Annotated in this window: 17 protein-coding genes; 12 read left to right on the forward strand and 5 right to left on the reverse strand. The window is 54.5% G+C overall.

Features of this window, described 5'->3' with window-relative positions; all coding sequences use genetic code 11:
• Positions 1-16: 16 nt before the first annotated feature.
• The 7 genes from TH4_RS09625 (at position 17) to TH4_RS09655 (ending at position 9,865) form a co-directional block, all read left to right on the forward strand.
• Positions 17-841 (forward strand): PhzF family phenazine biosynthesis protein, encoded by an 825-nt coding sequence (locus TH4_RS09625; protein ID WP_064780867.1) that lies wholly within the window; start codon positions 17-19, stop codon positions 839-841.
• 266 nt (positions 842-1,107) lie between these two features.
• A complete protein-coding gene (locus TH4_RS09630; protein ID WP_083997041.1) occupies positions 1,108-2,979 on the forward strand; it encodes an SLC13 family permease in 1,872 nt (623 codons plus the stop codon).
• A 173-nt stretch (positions 2,980-3,152) separates the two neighbouring features.
• Positions 3,153-4,334: a phosphoserine transaminase gene (locus tag TH4_RS09635; RefSeq protein WP_064780869.1), complete on the forward strand. Its 1,182-nt coding sequence runs from the start codon at positions 3,153-3,155 to the stop codon at positions 4,332-4,334.
• Between the two features lie 156 nt (positions 4,335-4,490).
• Positions 4,491-5,657 (forward strand): ATP phosphoribosyltransferase regulatory subunit, encoded by a 1,167-nt coding sequence (locus TH4_RS09640; RefSeq protein ID WP_008890830.1) that lies wholly within the window; start codon positions 4,491-4,493, stop codon positions 5,655-5,657.
• A gap of 35 nt (positions 5,658-5,692) precedes the next feature.
• The gene (locus tag TH4_RS09645) at positions 5,693-6,988 is read left to right on the forward strand and encodes an adenylosuccinate synthase (RefSeq protein ID WP_063089905.1); all 1,296 of its coding nucleotides are present in this window, start codon (positions 5,693-5,695) and stop codon (positions 6,986-6,988) included.
• A gap of 246 nt (positions 6,989-7,234) precedes the next feature.
• Positions 7,235-9,370: a serine/threonine-protein kinase gene (locus tag TH4_RS09650; RefSeq protein WP_064780871.1), complete on the forward strand. Its 2,136-nt coding sequence runs from the start codon at positions 7,235-7,237 to the stop codon at positions 9,368-9,370.
• Between the two features lie 9 nt (positions 9,371-9,379).
• Positions 9,380-9,865, forward strand: coding sequence for a hypothetical protein (locus tag TH4_RS09655; protein WP_063089899.1), 486 nt, complete (start codon positions 9,380-9,382; stop codon positions 9,863-9,865).
• Positions 9,866-9,962: 97 nt separating this feature from the next.
• Here the strand turns inward: TH4_RS09655 and rpoH are convergent, their stop codons facing one another.
• Positions 9,963-10,829, reverse strand: a complete 867-nt coding sequence (rpoH, locus tag TH4_RS09660) for an RNA polymerase sigma factor RpoH (RefSeq protein WP_040823769.1) — start codon at positions 10,827-10,829, stop codon at positions 9,963-9,965.
• A gap of 119 nt (positions 10,830-10,948) precedes the next feature.
• Complete coding sequence (locus TH4_RS09665; RefSeq protein ID WP_064780873.1) at positions 10,949-11,920, reverse strand: RluA family pseudouridine synthase; 972 nt, start codon at positions 11,918-11,920, stop codon at positions 10,949-10,951.
• A 224-nt stretch (positions 11,921-12,144) separates the two neighbouring features.
• Between TH4_RS09665 and TH4_RS09675 the strand changes: the two genes are divergently transcribed.
• Both TH4_RS09675 and TH4_RS09680 read left to right on the forward strand, forming a co-directional pair.
• The gene (locus tag TH4_RS09675) at positions 12,145-12,516 is read left to right on the forward strand and encodes a hypothetical protein (protein ID WP_064780877.1); all 372 of its coding nucleotides are present in this window, start codon (positions 12,145-12,147) and stop codon (positions 12,514-12,516) included.
• Between the two features lie 27 nt (positions 12,517-12,543).
• Complete coding sequence (locus tag TH4_RS09680) at positions 12,544-13,047, forward strand: M67 family metallopeptidase (protein ID WP_064780879.1); 504 nt, start codon at positions 12,544-12,546, stop codon at positions 13,045-13,047.
• A gap of 21 nt (positions 13,048-13,068) precedes the next feature.
• Here TH4_RS09680 and TH4_RS09685 read toward each other — a convergent pair whose 3' ends face one another.
• Positions 13,069-14,094: a quaternary amine ABC transporter ATP-binding protein gene (locus tag TH4_RS09685; RefSeq protein WP_064780881.1), complete on the reverse strand. Its 1,026-nt coding sequence runs from the start codon at positions 14,092-14,094 to the stop codon at positions 13,069-13,071.
• Positions 14,094-14,957 (reverse strand): ABC transporter permease, encoded by an 864-nt coding sequence (locus tag TH4_RS09690; RefSeq protein WP_064780883.1) that lies wholly within the window; start codon positions 14,955-14,957, stop codon positions 14,094-14,096. Before TH4_RS09690 ends, TH4_RS09685 begins: the two co-directional genes overlap by 1 nt.
• Before the next feature lie 195 nt (positions 14,958-15,152).
• On the opposite strand from TH4_RS09690, the gene TH4_RS09695 reads away from it, so the two are divergent.
• Positions 15,153-15,536: a thiol-disulfide oxidoreductase DCC family protein gene (locus tag TH4_RS09695; RefSeq protein WP_064780885.1), complete on the forward strand. Its 384-nt coding sequence runs from the start codon at positions 15,153-15,155 to the stop codon at positions 15,534-15,536.
• 92 nt (positions 15,537-15,628) lie between these two features.
• Here the strand turns inward: TH4_RS09695 and TH4_RS09700 are convergent, their stop codons facing one another.
• Positions 15,629-16,660, reverse strand: coding sequence for an ABC transporter substrate-binding protein (locus TH4_RS09700; protein ID WP_064780887.1), 1,032 nt, complete (start codon positions 16,658-16,660; stop codon positions 15,629-15,631).
• A 367-nt stretch (positions 16,661-17,027) separates the two neighbouring features.
• On the opposite strand from TH4_RS09700, the gene TH4_RS09705 reads away from it, so the two are divergent.
• Together TH4_RS09705 and TH4_RS09710 are read left to right on the forward strand one after the other, a co-directional pair.
• The gene (locus tag TH4_RS09705) at positions 17,028-17,861 is read left to right on the forward strand and encodes a 3'-5' exonuclease (protein ID WP_245227811.1); all 834 of its coding nucleotides are present in this window, start codon (positions 17,028-17,030) and stop codon (positions 17,859-17,861) included.
• Between the two features lie 195 nt (positions 17,862-18,056).
• Positions 18,057-19,073: a Fe(3+) ABC transporter substrate-binding protein gene (locus tag TH4_RS09710; protein WP_064780889.1), complete on the forward strand. Its 1,017-nt coding sequence runs from the start codon at positions 18,057-18,059 to the stop codon at positions 19,071-19,073.
• Positions 19,074-19,188 lie beyond the last annotated feature (115 nt).

Consider the following 19,188-nt stretch of genomic DNA (forward strand, 5'->3'; position numbering starts at 1 on the left):
AGTTCAGGATAAGACGATGACGACCCAAACCCTGCCGATCTATCAGATCGATGCCTTCACCGATGTTTTGTTTGCCGGCAACCCGGCGGCGGTTGTGCCCTTGTCAGATTGGTTGCCTGATGACGTGCTGCAAAAAATCGCAATGGAAAACAATCTCTCGGAAACGGCATTTTTCGTGCCAAGTGCGGGTGACGAGGCCGATTTCCATATTCGTTGGTTTACGCCGACCGTCGAGGTGCCGCTGTGTGGCCACGCGACGCTTGCAAGTGCATTTGTGATTTTCAATCGGCTTGGTTTTGAGGGCGATCTGATCAAGTTGCAAAGCCAAAGCGGCGTTTTGACCGCCCGGCGCGAAGGTGATGCGATTGTCCTGAACTTCCCGAAACAACCGATCAAGCGTGAACCTGTCTCTGAGGAGGTGCTTGAAGCCCTTGGCGGAGTTAAGCCCGCCGAGACATTTGGCGTGGTAAGCCGCGATACGGATATTGTGATTGTCTATGATGACGCTGCCATTGTGCGAAATTTGCGCCCGGATATGTCGGCGTTGGGCAAATTGGCAGGGCGCGGTGTGATTGTGACGGCACCCGGCGATAAAACCGGACTTGATATGATTTCACGTTATTTCCTGCCAGCACTTGGCATCAATGAAGATCCGGTCACCGGTTATATGCACTGTGTCGTTGGGCCCTATTGGGAAGAAAAACTGGGGCAGGTCGATGTTGTCGGATATCAGGCGTCCGCGCGCGGTGGTGTGGTTGCCTGCAAAATCGACGGTGACCGTGTGCATCTCAAGGGCGAAGCCGTGCAGTATCTCAAAGGGGAAATCACGGTTCCGACGTGATTGGCCTGGCGGTGTCGGGCAATGAATTCAAAAGGGCGGGCAATCTGGTATTTGCCCGCCTTTCCTTGTTCAAGGGGCCTGCATTCTGTCAGAGGTATTCTACCGACTAATCCGCATTCGAACTGATTTGCTTTGTTTTTTTATTGACCGGGCTATAGGGCTTTCGTCTAAGTAAAAGGCAAAATGAAACGATTGTGGACAGATCTCGCCGGTGCAAAGGTGCGCGATAACCGCAAGAATGCAGGCTTTACAGGGGAAAGTTTATCGTGCTCGAAAGTGTTGTTGCCAGTTCTGCAACGCCGATGCAGATGTGGGTGGTCCTAGCACTCGTTGCCGGATCGCTTGTTCTGTATGGGTTGGAGCGCATCTCGCTCGAACTGACCAGTATTGCTCTTATCGCAACGCTTTTGCTTTTCTTTGATTTTTTCCCGCTGCTTGATGCGGATGGTGAAAACCTGATGGGGCCTGCCACGGTCATGTCGGGCTTTGCCAACCCGGCCTTGCTGACGGTGTTGTCCTTACTGGTTGTCGGGCAGGGGATGGTCCTGACCGGGGGTGTCAGTTACATCGCCGGTCTGATTACCGAACATGGCGGAAAGAATGCCTCGATTGCGATTTTCGTCGGGTTGTTCGTGGTGATGGTATTGTCGGCCTTCCTGAACAATACGCCGGTTGTTGTTATCTTTATCCCGATTATTCAGGCACTTGCCGAGCGTATTGAACGTTCCCCGTCGGCATTGATGATCCCGCTTTCCTATGCGGCGATCCTTGGTGGCATGACGACCCTGATTGGTTCATCGACCAACCTTCTGGTATCAAGTTCCCTGATCGAACTCGGCATGCCGGGGCTTGAATTCTTTGAATTCACAACGATTGGCAGCGTGCTTGCCCTGACCGGCTTTGTCTATGTCCTGTTGATTGCGCCGCGCCTGCTTCCGGCGCTGGCATCGATGCGCAGCAAACTTGCCAATCCCGATAGCAGTGGCAAGCAGTTCATCGCCCAGATCACGGTTGGGCCAGCGGCCAACATGATTGGCACGAAGCCGGTCGCCGGGTTCTTCAAGAACCTGCCAAATATCACCGTTCAGATGATAGTGCGGCGCGAACATGCTGAACTGCCGCCGTTTGAAGACGATATGGAAATTCAGGCGGGCGACGTTCTGGTGGTTGCCGCCACCCGCAAGGCACTGACCGAGGCCCTGCAAAAGGACCCGGGATTGTTGCATTCAGATGCCGCCGCCGTTGGTGCAGACGGTGACGAAGCCCCGCAAAAATCAACGCAGTTGTTGGCCGAAGTCATGTTGCCGCCGGGGTCGCGCCTGATTGGCTTTAACCTTGAGCAGATCGGTTTCCGCTATCAGTACAAGTGCCTTGTACTTGGTATCCAGCGTCGTTCGCGCATGATCCGAAGCCAGATGACTGAAATCCGGCTTGAGGCCGGGGACGTTTTGCTGGTGCAGGGACGATCAGAGGATGTCGAGGCCCTTCGCACCATCCGCGACGTTGTGTTGCTGGAATGGTCGACCAGAACCTTGCCCCGTCCATTCCATGCGCGTCGGGCTGCGGCCATTTTCCTGGGCGTGATTGCGCTTGCGGCAACCGGTGTCGTGCCGATCATGGTTTCAAGCTTTATTGGTGCCGGATTGATGATTGCATCCGGCGCGCTTAATTTGCGTCAGGCATCGCGTGCAATTGATCGCAAGATTGTTTTGCTTGTTGCCGCTGCACTAGCGCTTGGTAATGCGTTGCAATTGACTGGCGGCGCGGAATTCGTTGCGGATCAGTTGTTGGCGGCAACCCGCGGGGCGCCCGCACCAGTTATTCTGTCGCTGTTCTTCCTGATTGTGGCGGGCTTTACCAACGTTTTGTCCAACAATGCCTGTGCGGTTCTTTTTACGCCCATCGGCATTGGCATGGCGCAGCAACTTGGCGTGGAGCCACATGTTTTTGCGATTGCGGTGGTGATGGCGGCCAACTGTTCGTTTGCGTCGCCAGTGGGGTATCAAACCAACCTTCTTGTCATGGGGCCGGGGCACTATCGGTTTATCGACTTCCTGAAGGCAGGGACACCTCTGATCATCATTCTTTGGATTGCGTTCAGCCTGTTTGCGCCTTGGTATTACGACATCCCGTTCTAAGGCGCATAAACCAACGAATGAATGTTTGTGGCGGTTCGTTTCAGCCATGCAAAAATGGCTGTCATGTCTGTGTGGAAGGCGTTTGACTTTTGCCTTTGGGGCAATAGGATCGGATCGCTTGAATATTCTGAACCAACCTGCATTGGTTATCCTTCTTTCTCAGGAACTTACAGATGGCCCAGACTGCCGTACTTGCAAAGCCGACTACTCGTCCGACCAGCCCGAATTTTTCGTCGGGTCCGTGCAAAAAACGCCCGGGTTGGTCCGCAGACGCATTGCAGACGGAGATCCTTGGCCGTTCACATCGATCCAAGCTGGGCAAGCAACGCCTTGAAGAGGTGATTGACCGTTCGCGCGCAATTTTGAACCTGCCAGAAGATTATCTGTTGGGTGTGGTTCCGGCATCCGATACCGGTGCCGTTGAAATGGCGCTGTGGTCGATGCTGGGTGCACGTGGCGTTGATATGCTGGCGTGGGAAAGCTTCGGGGCGACCTGGGTCACCGATGTGATCGAGCAGCTCAAGCTTGATGATGTGCGTACCCTTGAAGCCGATTACGGCAAACTGCCGGATCTGGCATCGGTTGATTTTGATCGCGATGTTGTCTTTACCTGGAACGGCACGACGGCCGGTGTTCGCGTGCCCAATGGCGACTGGATTGCCGGCGACCGCAAGGGTTTGACCATTTGCGATGCGACCTCGGCCATCTTTGCCATGGAACTGCCGTGGGACAAGCTCGATGTCGTGACCTATAGCTGGCAGAAGGTTCTGGGCGGCGAGGGTGGTCACGGGATCATTATCCTGAGCCCGCGTGCCGTTGAACGCCTTGAAAGCTACACGCCATCATGGCCAATGCCGAAAATCTTCCGCATGACCAAGGGTGGCAAACTGATTGACGGCATTTTCCGCGGGGAAACCATCAACACGCCATCGATGTTGGTTGTCGAAGATGCCATTGATGCCTTGAAATGGGCCGAAGAGATTGGTGGCCTTGAAGGGCTTTTGAAGCGTACCCGTGCAAGCCGGGCGCATCTTGATGCGTGGCTTGCCAGCAGCGACTGGCCTGCCGACCTTGCCGAGGATCCGGCAACCGGCTCAAACACCTCGATGTGCATCAAGATTGTCGATCCATGGGCGCTTGGTCTGTCTGCCGATCAGCAGGCTTTGCTGCCGAAAAAGATTTCGCAGCTTCTTGAAGCGGAAAATGTCGCACTTGATATCAACGGGTATCGTGATGCGCCTCCGGGACTGCGTATTTGGGGCGGTGCAACCGTTGAGCCCAGCGATATCAAGGCTTTGCTGCCTTGGCTCGATTGGGCATATGCGGTGGTAAAAGCCGAATTTGCGGCCAGCTAGGAAATAGTTCGTACGTATTATTTGCGTTAAAGGGTTTTTCCCCGTTGCTCTGTCCGGCACAACGCGGTAGTAACCGCTACCGGATAGTGAGCCCTGAGCGTTGCTCGGGATATTATCAATTTAAATCTGCGCGCCTCGTCCGGGAAAGCACACAAAATGACCGAACTTGCCAGGAAAGCTCTTTTGCCCGCCGGCCTGCAGGATGTCCTGCCAGGAACCGCTGCACGGGAAGCTGAAATCCGTGAAAAGCTGATGGCCAGTCTGGCACATGCAGGCTATGACCGCGTGAAAACCCCGCTGGTCGAGTTCGAAGAAAGCCTGCTTGAAGGTGCTGCTCCGGAATTGTCGACCCAGACGTTCCGTTTGATGGACCCTGAGTCCCGCCGCATGATGGGCGTTCGTTCCGATATGACCCCCCAGGTTGGACGCATTGCAGCAACCCGTCTGGTTGATGCGCCGCGTCCTCTGCGTCTTTCCTATTCCGGCGATGTCTTGCGGATCAAGGGATCGCATCTGCGCCCGGAACGCCAGTTCGCACAGGTCGGTGCCGAGTTGATCGGTGTGTCGAGTGCTGCTGCTGATACCGAGATTGTTCTGCTCGCACTCGAAGCTTTGGAAAGCATCGGTTTGCCGGATGTTTCGGTTGATCTTAATTTGCCAACACTCCCGGTGCGTCTTTTTGATGCCTTTGGTGTGTCACGCGATGACCGTGAAGTATTGACCGAGGCGCTTGAACGTCGTGATGTCGCGGCCCTTCGTGCTGCTGATGGCAAAGTTACCGGTGTTCTGGTGGCCTTGCTTGAGGCCGCTGGCCCGGCGCAGTCCGCTTTGCCGAAACTCAAAAAACTCGAACTGCCGCTTGGTGCGTCTGAGGAACTTTATCGTCTGATCGATGTCGCAGAACGCGTTCTGGCGTCCGGCCTTGATGCTGCACTTACCATTGATCCGGTCGAGATGGCTGGTTTCCGCTATCAGACCGGCGTCAGCTTTACGCTGTTTGCGCGTAACGTCCGCGGCGAAATCGGCCGCGGTGGCCGTTATCGTGCCGGGGGGGCCTCGGGCGAAGCCGCAACGGGTATGTCGCTTTATATGGACAGTATTTTGCGCGGTCTTCCTGATGCTGAGCCGGTTGATCGTGTTTATCTGCCGCTTGGTACGCCACAGCGTGAAGCGCGCAAATTGCGTGCAGAAGGCCATTACACCGTTGCCGCCCTTGAAGGTGCGGCCGAGGCCAAAACCGAAGCCGCCGCACGCATCGAAGCACAAGGCATGGGCTGCAATCATATTTATATCGGCGGTCAGGTTGTGCCGCTGAACGCCTAATCGAACGAACTTTTTATCGCGCAAGGAGTTTTGCGATGACCAATGTTGCCGTGATCGGTTCCCAGTGGGGGGACGAAGGTAAAGGCAAGATCGTCGACTGGCTGTCCGAACGGGCAGACGTTGTTGTGCGTTTCCAGGGTGGTCACAACGCCGGTCATACTTTGGTGATCGACGGAACCACTTATAAGCTGAGCCTGCTGCCGTCAGGTATCGTCCGTGAAAACAAACTTTCGGTGATCGGCAACGGCGTTGTTGTTGATCCGTGGGCGCTGCTTGCCGAAATCGGCCGCCTGAAAGAGCAGGGCGTGGATATCACCCCGGAAAACCTGCGTCTGGCCGAAAATGCCTGCCTGATCCTGCCGCTGCATGGCAATCTTGATCGTGCGCGCGAAGCGGCGGCTTCGGGCGACAACAAGATCGGCACCACCGGTCGTGGCATTGGCCCGGCATATGAAGATCGTGTTGGCCGCCGTGCCATCCGCGTAGGTGATCTGGCAGACACTGATTTGCTTGAAGCCAAGGTCGAAAACCTTCTGACCCACCATAACGCACTTCTGCGTGGCCTGGGGCAGCCGGAAGTCGACGGGGCGGAACTGCTTGCGCAGCTTAAGGAAATCGCACCGAAAATCCTGCCGTTCTCCGACACTGTCTGGAAGTCGCTTAATCAGTTCAAGGAAGCGGGTAAACGCATCCTGTTCGAAGGCGCACAGGGCACCATGCTTGACGTTGATCACGGTACGTATCCGTTTGTGACCTCGTCGAACACTGTTTCCGGTCAGGCTGCTGCCGGTTCCGGTATGGGGCCGTCGGGTGTTGGTTATGTTCTGGGTATCACCAAGGCATACACCACCCGTGTTGGTGAAGGTCCGTTCCCGTCCGAGCTGTTTGATGAAGACGGCGAACGTCTTGGTCAGCGCGGTCACGAGTTCGGTGTCGTCACCGGCCGTAAGCGTCGTTGTGGCTGGTTTGATGCAGCCCTTGTCCGTCAGTCTGTCAAGGTCAACGGCATCACCGGTATTGCGCTTACCAAGCTGGATGTTCTTGATGGCTTTGATGAAATCAAGATCTGCACCGGTTACGACATTGATGGCAAAATCTATGATCATCTGCCGGCCAACCAGCGTCTGCAGGCAAAAGCCAAGCCGGTTTACGAAACCATCGACGGCTGGTCGGAAACGACCATGGGCGCGCGTAGCTGGGCCGATCTTCCGGCAACCGCGATCAAATATGTTCGCCGCATCGAAGAGCTGATTGAAGCTCCGGTTGCGCTTCTGTCAACCAGCCCGGAGCGCGATGACACCATTCTGGTGCACGATCCGTTCAGCGCCTGATCGCCTGAATTTGCGAACTTCGAAAGCCACCAGTTTATGACTGGTGGCTTTTTTGTTTGCAGTTGCGGGTTTTACTGTTCATCCGTGACTGCGCCTGAGGGATAACAGCTTGCCGACAGGGGGGATCACAAGTATCGTTTTATCAACCTTTTGAGGATAGCGTTCTGAGGGTTAGGTCAGGAAGACTTTTGGCCCAAGTAAGTGTGTCACTCAGGGAATGATAACCTGTAAAGAAATATCGGGACCATGGCAGAGCAAGCAGAAGATCAGGAACAGGACGTTTCGAATGGTGCTGCGACAGGGCCGGTGATGGATGCACCGGGCGGCGGTGCACCTGCGCCTGAGGAACCCGAAGAATCCCCTGAGCTTGATGGTGTCGCGATCAATGCAGGCGGCAAAAGTGTCGAGATCGGCAATTTTCGCGTCTTTCTGGATTTGCGGATGCCCGAATTCGATATGGGCCACTGCAAGGCCTATTCGGCTGACAATCTCCGCCGCGAAGAGGGTAGCGCCTTTGCGCTGGTAACCGATCCGGTTCTTCCGACCCGCCATGACCATCTGACCTTCCTGGCCGGTATGCATATGGCCGGTCAGATTGACCTTATCGATTATGAAACCGCCTACTGGCCGCCAATTGGTCGCAAGACGATGGTGCTTTTCTATGAAAAGCCGGCAGGCGGAAAGGTCGTTGCGCGCGAACACAAGAAACTCGCCATCGATGAGCATGATATTGCCACGGTTGTGGTTGAGCCGCTGATGAATGCCATGCAGGCATTCAGTGAGAAGGGGCTGGCACACCGCAATATTCGCGCCGATAACCTGTTCTTTGCCGATCCCATGCGTGAAAAGGTCGTGCTTGGCGATTGTGCCAGTGGCCCGCCCGGTTATGATCAGCCAGCGGTTTATGAGACCACAGCACGTATGAGTGCTGATCCTGCCGGTCGTGGTTCAGGCAATGCGACCGACGATTTCTATGCGCTTGGCATGACTTTGGCCGAGCTTGGCATCGGTCGCCAGCCACTCAAAAAGCTGAATGACCAGGAAATTATCGAACTTAAACTGGCCAAAGGGTCGTTTCAGGCAATCGCATCACACGAAAAGCTTCCGCTTGTTCTGATTGAACCGGTTCGTGGTCTGTTGTGTGATGACCCCGAAGAACGCTGGGGCTTGGCCGAATTGAACGCATGGCTGGACGGAAGACGGACCAAACCGGTTCAGGCCAATACAGAAAAGCGGGCAGCGCGGTCTCAAAACCTGGCTGGTCGGGATTATTATACCGTGCGTTCACTGGCGCAGGGGATCGCCAAGAACTGGGTAACCGCGCTTGGCCCGTTGCGTGACAGCACGGTCGAAGTCTGGTTGCGGCGCGGCCTTGGCGATAATGATCGCGCCAAGGCCCTATCGGATGCCATGCGACAACTGCAGTGGGCCGGGACGGATAAACGGTCGGCAGAGGACGTGTTGGTTGCGCGGTCCATCCTGATTCTGGATCCGGCAGGGCCGATCCGGTTCAAGGGCTTTTCGTCGATGGTCGACGGGCTCGGTTTCATGCTGTCCTATGATGTCCAACATGGAAAGGGGCCCCAACGTTTTGCCGACGTGATCGTGCGCGATATTCCATCTTTCTGGTTTGGCCGTCAGATGGGATACAGCCCCGAGGTCCAGAGGCAACAACAGCTATACAAGAACCTGCGCTATTACATTCAGCAGCAAAGTGCCGGTTACGGGTATGAACGCTGCCTCTATGCGACCGTGCGCAACCAGCATTGCCTGAGCCCGCTTGTCGAAGAGGAATATGTCGTCGAGATAGCAGATCTGCTGCCAGCCCTTGAAAAGGCAGCCGAAACCGCATCCGAAGAAAGCTGGCCGGTGGATCGTCATATCGCCGCCTTCATCGCCGCCCGCCTTGAGGACGATGTCGAAGGGCAGTTGTTGGCGATGCAAAACCCATCTGACGAGGTCGAATATAGTCGCGCAATCATCAGCATGTTGGCGATTGTGCAATGGCGTCATGGGCCGGACAATTTGCAGAACCTGTCGCATTGGGTTGCGCGTTTGATGGAACCGGCGATCAAGGTATTCCATAGCAAGGCACGTCGTGAACGGGTCGAGACCGAGATTCCCAAACTGGCCAAGCGCGGCAATCTTGTCGAACTGTATAACCTGATCAATGACGAACAGGAACGTCGCAAGGATCAGTCAGAGTTTGTCGAAGCCGTCGCGGAATATTCCGAAGCGGAAAGCGAAGTGTTTGATCTTGAATCGTCGGGGCCGGCCCGTATGGAGCTTGCCGAAAAGGTCGGGCAACAGGCGGCTGCTTTCGCGTCTACCATGATCGCACTACTGACAGTGTCCGCGCTGTTCTTGATGCATATCTTTTAAGGGATCGCCATGGCAAAGGGTAAACGAGCAGGCACAAAAAAAGGCGGTCGCAGCGCATTTTCCGGCTTGTCGGTTATTGCATCCGCCGTGCTGCTGTTCATGGTGGCACTTCCAACATTTATCACGTTGACGGTCGGGCTGTTGCCATCCCTTGTGGCCTTTATCTTTGATCGCAGTGCGGGCAGGACGATGGCGCGGTGTGTCTTCGGCCTGAACTTTTCAGGGGTCGCGCCCTATATTCTGGAAGTCTGGATGCAGCCATCGCAAACGGTCGGCGGGGCAACGCAGGCCGTTTTCCAGCCGCTGGCGCTGTCGATCATGTATGGGGCAGCAGGGCTTGGTTGGCTTCTATACCTCGCCATGCCACCAATTGTTGCCAACGTTCTGAACCTGGCAGCCCAGCGTCGTGTCAGTGAATTGCGCAAGAAGCAGCGCGGACTTATAAAAACCTGGGGCGATAGTCTGATCAAGGAAGTGGATCGGTCCGGGAACTGATCTCTGCGTGACCTGATTGAAAAAGACCATGCAAAAAAGAAAGCGGCGGACATTGTCCGCCGCAAGTTGTTTCAGAAGGGACGCAAAGCAGGCAGTATTAGTGGGGCAGGTCCGTATGGATCGATTTGCGGACCTTTTCAAAGGCGCGTACTTCGATCTGACGGATGCGTTCGCGTGAGATGCCATAGGCAAGGCTCAGGTTTTCAAGCGTGACCGGGCTTTCAAGCAGGCGGCGCTGCGTCAGAATATCGCGTTCACGATCATTGAGATGCGACATCGCGTTTTTGAGCATGCTCATGCGCTGCAGGAATTCTTCGCGTTTGCCATAAAGGGTTTCCTGATCTTCGTCATCGCTTTCGATCCAGTCGACCCATTCACCGTCACCCTCAATACGGACCGGCGCATTCAGTGAGTGATCCGGTCCGGCCAGGCGGCGGTTCATCATCACAACGTCATCTTCGGACACATTGAGTTTGGTTGCGATCAGTTCGACCTGTTCAGGTTGAAGGTCGCCTTCATCAATTGCCTGCATCTGGCTTTTGAGTTTGCGCAGGTTGAAGAACAGCTTTTTCTGTGCCGCAGTCGTACCCATTTTCACAAGCGACCATGAATGCAGGATGTATTCCTGAATGGCGGCGCGGATCCACCACATTGCGTAGGTCGCAAGGCGGAAGCCCTTGTCCGGGTCAAAGCGTTTTACCGATTGCAGCAGGCCGACATTGCCCTCGGAAATGAGTTCATTGATCGGCAGGCCATAACCGCGGTAGCTCATCGCGATCTTGGCGACCAGGCGCAAGTGGCTGGTAATCAGTTTTTCAGCAGATTTATCGCAATCCTTGTCCCGGAAATTGCAGGCATAGGTCGTTTCCTGTTCCGGGGTAAGCATCGGGTAGCGGCGTATACGTTGAAGGTATACCGTGAGACCATCTTGAGAGATAGTTGGAAGAGCGTTTCCTTGCTTCATCAAAGCCTCCCGTATTGCTTTCTAAAAGTGCATTTTACCCCTTGCACTTTTTAGGAGCTTATACGGGAGTATTAGAAACCGTCAATGGAAAATTAGACAGTAAGGCTAGTATCAACTATTCAAAGGTATAGTTCCAGGGCCTTCATCAGTGCCAAAAGGTCACTAGGTATAGGTGCCTCTGTGGATATATAGGCACCGGTGCGAGGGTGCAGAAATCCTAACGTTCGGGCATGCAGCGCCTGTTTGTTGAATGCGTTCAAAATCTGTTGCGCTTCTAGGTTGAGTTTGCCCGCTGGTCTGTTTCGGCTGTAAACCGGATCACATACAAGTGCGTGCCCGATATGGTTCATATGAACACGAATTTGATGCGTCCGTCCGGTTGCAAGGCGGCATTCAACAAGGGACGCCAACGAGTCGTCGCGAGTCTGCAGAGTCTTGTAGTGTGTGAGGGCATATTTTCCCCCTTTTTTGACCACTGCCATCTTTTTCCGATTGCTCGGGCTGCGGCCAATATTGCCTTCGATATCACCTGAGCGGGGGCGGGGAACACCCCACACGACCGCAAGGTAGGCGCGCTCGATGTTTTCCTTGTCCTCGGCAAACAGGTTTGAAAGGGCGCGATGGGCGGCATCGTTCTTGGCGACCACCATTGCACCGCTGGTGTCCTTGTCCAGCCTGTGCACGATCCCCGGGCGTTTAACCCCGCCAATACCCGAAAGACTGTCCCCGCAGTGGGCCAGAAGCGCATTCACAAGCGTTCCGCTTTCATTGCCGGCCGCAGGATGAACAACCATGCCAGCAGGCTTGTTGATCACCAGCAGGTCTTCATCTTCAAAAAGCACATCAAGTTTGATGTCTTCGGGCGTCGGTTCGGCCATTTCCGGTTCGGGCACACTCAGATCAAAAACATCACCAGCCTTGACCTTGGCAGACATCTTGGCCGCAGGCGTGCCATTGACGCAAAGCTGACCGTCTTCGATCAAGGCCTTGATCCGCGAACGCGACTGATTGGGCCAGGCGGTCGCCAACACCTTATCAAGGCGGGCACCTTCGTCCTGGTCTGTCGCGGTATAGGTCAGGTTTTCAGACATCGTTTGCTATTGGCATGGTTTGATTTGGTGACTGTAATGATGCATGTGTTCGCCGCTTTTAGCGCTTTGTCCGGCGATTGCAACGAATTGCGACAACTTGCTTCATTTGGCGTTGTTGCCTTGCAATTGATCGTGCTTGTCGCTATGGCCTTGAAACAGGTTACGTATGATCGCGCGTGTGGCGAGCATGCAGGTTTCATCAAACTTTGTCAGTTGGAAATACGATGCGTGTAGTTAAGGCTCTGGTCGCGTTCATGGGCATTCTGATCGTGGTGGGTATCGGACTTGTCGTCTATGGCCTGTCGCTTGAAAAGAACGCCCCAGACACAAGTGTCGAGCAAAATACGCCAACGGTGACGCCGTCCGTGCCATTTGCAGGTGGCGATAATGCGGCCGCGCAAAGTGCTCTTGGCGCGTTCGGTGATGTCGTTATCGACCTTGAAGAAGGTGAACGTCTTGTTGGCTATTCTGTCGATGGTCCGCAGGCAACGCTCCATATCGAAGGTCGGCACGGTGACAGCGCACGTCTCGTTATTGTCTCCTTAAGCGAAAAGAAGGTCCTTGGCCGTATCCTTTTGCAACAGGACGCGCAGTAGTCTGAAACCACAAGGGCGTGTGCAGCGATGGCAAACGGGCAGGGGATCGCAAACAACAGCTCATCTGGTGGCGATGATCAGACCCACATCGCGCTTGGCAAGGCGCTTCTCGAAGAAATCCGCGATTTCGCCGCTGTTAAATGGCCGGAGGAAGCATGTGGCCTTCTGATTGCCTCCATCGATACCCCGAACCGGATCGACCGTGTTGTGTTTGCGCGCAACGTTGCGGAAGATCGGCTGACCACGTTTGAAATAGATCCGCAAACCTTGATCGATGTGCATCGCACAGCGCGGCAAAAGCGGGAGCGCGTTGTGGGATGTTTTCATTCCCACCCCAATGGCAAGGCCCTGCCATCGCCAACAGACCGCGCACGCGCTGATGAAAATGGTTTTCTGTGGCTGATCATAGCCACCGAACATAATCGCGCAGGTGATAGCGGCCTTTATCGCATCATTCACCAATCAACCGCCGACGCGGCAGAGCAATCTGAATTGCGTTACTTCCGGCGCTGCCAGATTATTGACCGCTAAGCTTTCGCAATGCGCTCTGGCTTAACCTTCCAGTGCTTCGACAATCTGCTGTGGCGACAGTGTCCCAATCGCAGTGTCTTTGGCATCACGCACCGTCATTGACGTGCCATTGGCAAGCGCAACAGGCAGGATATCGGCAAGACGTGCATTTGCCGCAATGCTCGGCCAGTATTCATTTACCGCTTGGCTTTCTCCAGACGTGATCGGCTCCATAATCGACTTTGCGCGCAAGACGCGTGATCTGTTCACATCTCGGGTAAAGGCCTGCACATAATCATCGGCGGGTCTAAGCACGATTTCTTCTGGCCGCCCGACCTGCACAAGCTTGCCGTCTTTGAGGATTGCGATCCGATCCCCGATCTTAAGCGCTTCGTCCAGATCATGGGTGATGAAAACAATCGTCTTATGAAGCTCCGCCTGAAGCTTCATCAACTCATCCTGCATGTCAGACCGTATCAGCGGATCAAGGGCGGAGAAAGCCTCGTCCATCAGCAAAACTTCTGGATCGGTTGCAAGGGCCCGGGCAAGGCCCACGCGTTGCTGCATACCACCCGATAATTGATCGGGATATTTGGCCTCATAGCCCGCCAGACCGACACGTTCGATCCATTTAGATGCGGCTGCTTCGCGTTCCTTGCGCGCGGTACCCTGGATTTCGAGCCCGTAGGCAACGTTATCCATCACATTGCGATGGGGAAGCAGGCCAAAGCGTTGAAACACCATACCAAGCCGCTTGCGGCGAAAGGCATTGAGGGTCGGAATATCCATGGCAAGGATATCTTCGCCACCAAATGATACTTCGCCCGCTGTCGGATCAATCAGCCGATTAAGATGGCGGATCAGGGTCGATTTCCCTGATCCAGACAGGCCCATGACGACGAAGGTTTCCCCTTGTTCAATCGACAGGGATACATCGTGAAGACCAACCGTATGACCGGTTTTTGCAAGGATTTCATCCTTGTCCGCGCCACCCTTTGCCAGTTCAAGTGCGGATTGCGGATCAGGTCCGAAGATTTTGAAAATATTGCGGATTTCGATGTAGCTCATTATGCGTCCTCCGCATCGTGCGATCGTTGTGATCGCTTGCCATAGGCCTGACCGATCCGGTCAAACACCACGGCCAGAAGAACAATCGCAACGCCGGCTTCCATGCCCGCACCAACGTCCAGACGCTGAATACCCATCAGGACCTGCTCGCCCAATCCGCGCGCGCCAATCATCGAGGCAATCACCACCATCGAGATTGACATCATCGTCGTCTGGTTGATCCCGGCCATGATGTTGGGAAGGGCGAGTGGCAACTGCACACCAAACAGGATCTGCTTGCGGCTGGCACCAAAGGATCGCGACGCTTCGAGTACTTCCTGATCAACAAGGCGGATACCAAGGTCAGTCAGGCGCATGACGGGCGGGGCCGCATAAATCACCGTGGCGAGGATCGCTGGAACCTTACCAAGCCCAAACAACATCAGGGCAGGGATCAGGTACACAAAACTCGGCATGGTCTGCATCGTATCAAGGATCGGCAACATGACGGCCCGCAAACGATTGGACATTGCCATGGCAATGCCGACCGGAATGCCAATCAGAACCGATAGCGATGTCGCGACAATCATCAGGGCAAGGGTTTGCATTGCCTTGTCCCAAAGACCCAGCATGCCAATGGCAAACATGGCGATGACCAGCCCGACAACCAGCTTCCAGTTCTTGCTGGCATGCCAGGTGATCGCGGCAATGGCGATCAAGACCACCCACCAGGGTGCACCACGCAAGACCTGCTCGAGTGCCACCAAAACGGTCAGCAAACTGTCGGCAAAGGCCTCAAACGCCGCGCCGTAATTGACCACCAGCCAATCAACAAACTGATTGACCCACTTGCCCAAAGGCACATTCAACTGTTCTGGAAACATGGCGCAATTGGCCCGATCTGCTCAAAAAATCAATGAGCGTAAGAGCCTAACAAGATCACGTGGACCGCGCGACCGTAAATCGAACTCTGACTGACATCTCCTGACTTCTTTTGGTAGCCTATTCCTGTGATTGATAATCCAGAGGCCTGCCAAAGCCGTAAATCATAGACAATATTGTTTTCCTGAGAGGTTGCGATGATCACTGTGTTCTTTGATGGAAAATGCGGTCTGTGTTCCAGAGAAATCAATTACTACCGCAAGATCGCGCCAAGAGGCGTTTTCGAATGGCGGGACATCACGGAACACGCAGGTGATCTTGAAAAGCACGGCATCTCCCTTGTCGAAGGGTTAAAGCAAATGCGCGCCCTGGATTCAGATGGGCAATGGCATGCCGGTGCTGATGCCTTCATTCTGATCTGGCGCCAGCTTGACCGATGGCGTGTTTTGGCAGCTATCGTTGCGCTGCCGATTATTCGCCAGATCGCGAACCTTGTGTATCTTCTATGGGCCGCATGGCGCTTCAAGCGCCTTACACACTGCCAGTTGGCGGCTGTTGAGGATGGATCCCGGCCGACCTAGTTTATTCAATTATCGTCGTATTTTTCTTGCTAAACAAACACCCCGCAGGATTTCTCCTGCAGGGTGATTGAGTAATTTATTGGTGGTGTTACTTACATCGCGCTTTCAACACGTGCTGCAACATCCGCAGGCACCCACGCTTTCCAGACATCCGGCTTGGATTTCAGGAAATACATGGCCGCCCCATCAGGCTTTTCGTTGTTTTCCTGCATATAGGCCAGCATTTCCGAGACCAGCGCGTTGCTGGTTTCGTAGTTGGTCAGGAAGGTGATCAGGGTTGGTGCGGCGGCTTTGAAGTCGTTATTCACACCAATTGTGATCGTGCTTTGCGGGTAGGCGGTTGCCTTGGTCGGGTTTTCTTCTGTTTTTAGCGCGTCAAAGATCGACTTGTCATAAGCCGGTTCTTCAAGACGCGTGCTGTTATAAAGGCCCATCACCCAGGTTGGGCCCCAATAGTAATAAAGGGCCGGTTTACCGCGCTTATGCGCCGATGCGATGGCAGCCGAAAGGGCCGCACCGGTGCCCGGGCGGAAGTTGGTGAAGCTGTCATTAAGGTCATAGGCACCAAGTTTGGCCGAATTGACCTTTTCACAGACCCAGCCCGACGGGCAGTTATAAAAGCGGCCCTTGCCGGGTTCTTCGGGGTCTTCAAACAGTTCGGTGTATTTCGCCAGATCATCGACCGATTTCAGGTCAGGCGCCATCGGCTCAATCCCGCGATCTGCGTCGCCTTCGATGACGTAGGTCGGCACAAACCAGCCTTCGACGGCGTCATCGAAATTAACTCCGATCTGGCTGACATTGCCGGCTTCTTCGGCCTTGGTCCAGGCTTCGGCAACGTTGTCGCGCCAGATTTCCATGACGATATCAACATCGCCCTTGCCAGCCCCGGTCAAAAGCGGGATGACATCGCCGGGCAGGGCATCGGTCTGACAGCCATAGCCCTTTTCAATGATGAAGCGGGCAACGGCGTTATGGAAAAGCGCACTGTCGTAATTGAGACCGGCAAACATCACCGGTCGATCAATCTCGCATGTGGCATCTTGCGCGTTTGCGCTTGAATGAGAAGTAAATGCAAGGCCAGCGGCCAAAAGCATTGCGGCTCCGGTAGGCAGGGTTTTCATCCTTCTGTCCCTTCGTGGTTGCGGTCCGGAATCGCATCAAATGCATGGTCGGTGCGGGAAGCCCGCAAAGATTGGGATCCGGTGTGATCCTGAACTTCAAATTGACCGTGCCCCTGATACAGGTGCGGCAATTCTAGACGTGTGGTTAGAATGCGCGCAACCCCCGGTGTCGATTATAACGCCGACGTGATGGGTGTTTCCGTGCTGATATCATTGCAGAATGCTCCTGACAGGGATGGCAGGAGATGTCAGGTAATGTGATTTACGGTAGTGGGCGCGATTGGTTTAACTCTGCCCGTGAATTTATCGGACTTTGCCGTTATGTTGGGCAAACCAACCAATCGGGCACAGATAATCGGGGGCCGTCATGATGCATACCAACCTGTTCGTTTTTGATATCGAAACCGTGCCCGATATTGATGTTCTGCCGCAGCTGACCGGGGAAACCGCGCCGGATCCTGAAGCCGGGCGCAAGATGCTGGAAGACTATCATCTTGAAATCACCAGTGGCCGCAATGGCTTCCCGCGCCAGCCGTTTCACAAGGTGGTGGCGATCAGCTTCCTGCGCGCGACCATTCAACGTGATGGCGATACCGAAATGTACGAGATCGAAGAATTGCGATCCGGCGGCGAATTGACATCCGAGGAAAAGGACCTTGTGAACGGGTTCTTTGCCTATTGCGGCAAGCTTTATCCGCGTTTGGTCAGTTTCAACGGTCGTGGCTTTGATCTGCCGGTGTTGAAATACCGCGCGATGAAACATGGCGTTTCGGCCCGCTGGTTGCATCAGGCGTCCAACAAGTGGGAAAACTATACCGCGCGCTATGCACCGCATTGGCATTGCGATCTGGCGGAAGTTCTATCCGATTATGGTGCATCGGCCCGGACCAAGATGAACGAGGTTTGCGCCGCCCTTGATCTGCCGGGCAAGACCGGGGTCGATGGCAGCAAGGTTTCGGACATGTATGACAATGGCGAGATTGATGGCATTCGTCGCTATTGCGAGACCGATGTTTTGAATACCTATTTGCTGTATCTGCGTCATGCGCTTCATACCGGGATGACCGATCATGATGGCTATAACCATGCGATCAATCTGACCGTTGGCTGGCTTGAAGAACGGGCAGGGGACATTCCCGCCTATCAGGAATTCCTTAATGCCTGGAAGCAATCGAGTGGCGGGTCGTTTAACGTTCTTTGATACGGCCCGACGTTGTGCCCAGGCATGACTTCAGAAGTGAAGTCCGTCACATTTTGACACCCTGTCTTGCAAATTTGTGTTGAATTAAATGCGAGTTGATCTTAATTGCATTGAATGTGCAAGTGAGTTGCAACGTCAGTACGTTTCAACGCGTACCCAAATTCAACAGGGTCAAACTCAACAGGGATCGTTCAAATGGATATCAAGAAACTCGTCGGTGGTGCGGTATTTGGCGCAACAGCGATGGCTGCGACAACCGCGATGGCACAGGAAGTTAATGTCTATTCCCTGCGTCAGGAATTTCTGGTCGAGCCGCTTTTTGAGAAGTTCACCGCTGAAACCGGCATCGACGTCAATGTGATCTTTGCTGAAAAAGGTCTGGTCGAACGTATCAAGCAGGAAGGCGCGAACAGCCCGGCCGATATCCTGATGACCGTCGATATCAGCCGTATCCAGCAGGCAGTTGACGCCGACGTGACTGAGGCCGTTTCGAATGACACCCTTGATGCCAATATTCCGGCCCACCTGCGCGACCCGGAAGGTCATTGGTTTGCTCTGACCCAGCGTGGTCGCGCGATCTATGCCTCCAAGGAGCGCGTGGCAGAAGGCGAGATCACGTCTTACGAAGACCTTGCCGACCCGAAATGGGAAGGGCGCATTTGCACCCGTTCCGGCACGCACGTTTATAACGTGGCGCTGTTTGCTTCGATGATCGCTGTTCATGGCGAGGAAAAAGCCAAGGAATGGCTGCAAGGTCTTAAAAACAATCTGGCGCGCAAGCCGCAAGGCAATGACCGCGCACAGGTCAAGGCGATCAAGGAAGGCGTTTGCGATCTTTCGATCGGCAACACCTATTACTACGGCAAGATGCTCGATAACGAAGAACAGCGTCCTTGGGCAGAGGCCGTCAACCTTATCTTCCCGAACCAGGATGGTCGTGGCATGTCGATGAACATTTCGGGCATGAGCCTGATCGCCGATGCGCCGAACCGCGAAAACGCCATCAAGCTGATGGAATTCCTGGCCGGTGATGTTGCGCAGGGCATCTATGCTGAGGTCAATTACGAATATCCGGTCAAACCGGGTGTCGAGTGGGCCGAAAATGTGAAGTCCTGGGGCACGTTCAAGGCCGATGAAGTATCGTTGGCCGAGATTGCCCGCCTGAGCCCGGATGCGATCAAGATGGTCGATGAGATCGGTTATAACGAATAGTCAAACCGACTGAGTTTGATGAGCTTTTTGAAAGGGGTGGTGTAATGCCACCCCTTTTTTCAGTTTCGGCATGCGGTCACAGGCCGGATGCGGTCGCGCATTCGTGACTTCGGGT

This window comes from Thalassospira tepidiphila MCCC 1A03514, assembly GCF_001662875.1.
GTDB lineage: Bacteria > Pseudomonadota > Alphaproteobacteria > Rhodospirillales > Thalassospiraceae > Thalassospira > Thalassospira tepidiphila.

Bases quoted from the DNA above. Each gene is read 5' to 3' on its own strand.
- TH4_RS09625 (WP_064780867.1), top strand. From the start codon at position 17: ATGACGACCCAAACCCTGCCGATCTATCAGATCGATGCCTTCACCGAT.
- TH4_RS09635 (WP_064780869.1), top strand. From the start codon at position 3,153: ATGGCCCAGACTGCCGTACTTGCAAAGCCGACTACTCGTCCGACCAGC.
- TH4_RS09640 (WP_008890830.1), top strand. From the start codon at position 4,491: ATGACCGAACTTGCCAGGAAAGCTCTTTTGCCCGCCGGCCTGCAGGAT.
- TH4_RS09645 (WP_063089905.1), top strand. From the start codon at position 5,693: ATGACCAATGTTGCCGTGATCGGTTCCCAGTGGGGGGACGAAGGTAAA.
- TH4_RS09650 (WP_064780871.1), top strand. From the start codon at position 7,235: ATGGCAGAGCAAGCAGAAGATCAGGAACAGGACGTTTCGAATGGTGCT.
- TH4_RS09655 (WP_063089899.1), top strand. From the start codon at position 9,380: ATGGCAAAGGGTAAACGAGCAGGCACAAAAAAAGGCGGTCGCAGCGCA.
- rpoH (WP_040823769.1), bottom strand. From the start codon at position 10,829: ATGAAGCAAGGAAACGCTCTTCCAACTATCTCTCAAGATGGTCTCACG.
- TH4_RS09665 (WP_064780873.1), bottom strand. From the start codon at position 11,920: ATGTCTGAAAACCTGACCTATACCGCGACAGACCAGGACGAAGGTGCC.
- TH4_RS09675 (WP_064780877.1), top strand. From the start codon at position 12,145: ATGCGTGTAGTTAAGGCTCTGGTCGCGTTCATGGGCATTCTGATCGTG.
- TH4_RS09680 (WP_064780879.1), top strand. From the start codon at position 12,544: ATGGCAAACGGGCAGGGGATCGCAAACAACAGCTCATCTGGTGGCGAT.
- TH4_RS09685 (WP_064780881.1), bottom strand. From the start codon at position 14,094: ATGAGCTACATCGAAATCCGCAATATTTTCAAAATCTTCGGACCTGAT.
- TH4_RS09690 (WP_064780883.1), bottom strand. From the start codon at position 14,957: ATGTTTCCAGAACAGTTGAATGTGCCTTTGGGCAAGTGGGTCAATCAG.
- TH4_RS09695 (WP_064780885.1), top strand. From the start codon at position 15,153: ATGATCACTGTGTTCTTTGATGGAAAATGCGGTCTGTGTTCCAGAGAA.
- TH4_RS09700 (WP_064780887.1), bottom strand. From the start codon at position 16,660: ATGAAAACCCTGCCTACCGGAGCCGCAATGCTTTTGGCCGCTGGCCTT.
- TH4_RS09705 (WP_245227811.1), top strand. From the start codon at position 17,028: ATGATGCATACCAACCTGTTCGTTTTTGATATCGAAACCGTGCCCGAT.
- TH4_RS09710 (WP_064780889.1), top strand. From the start codon at position 18,057: ATGGATATCAAGAAACTCGTCGGTGGTGCGGTATTTGGCGCAACAGCG.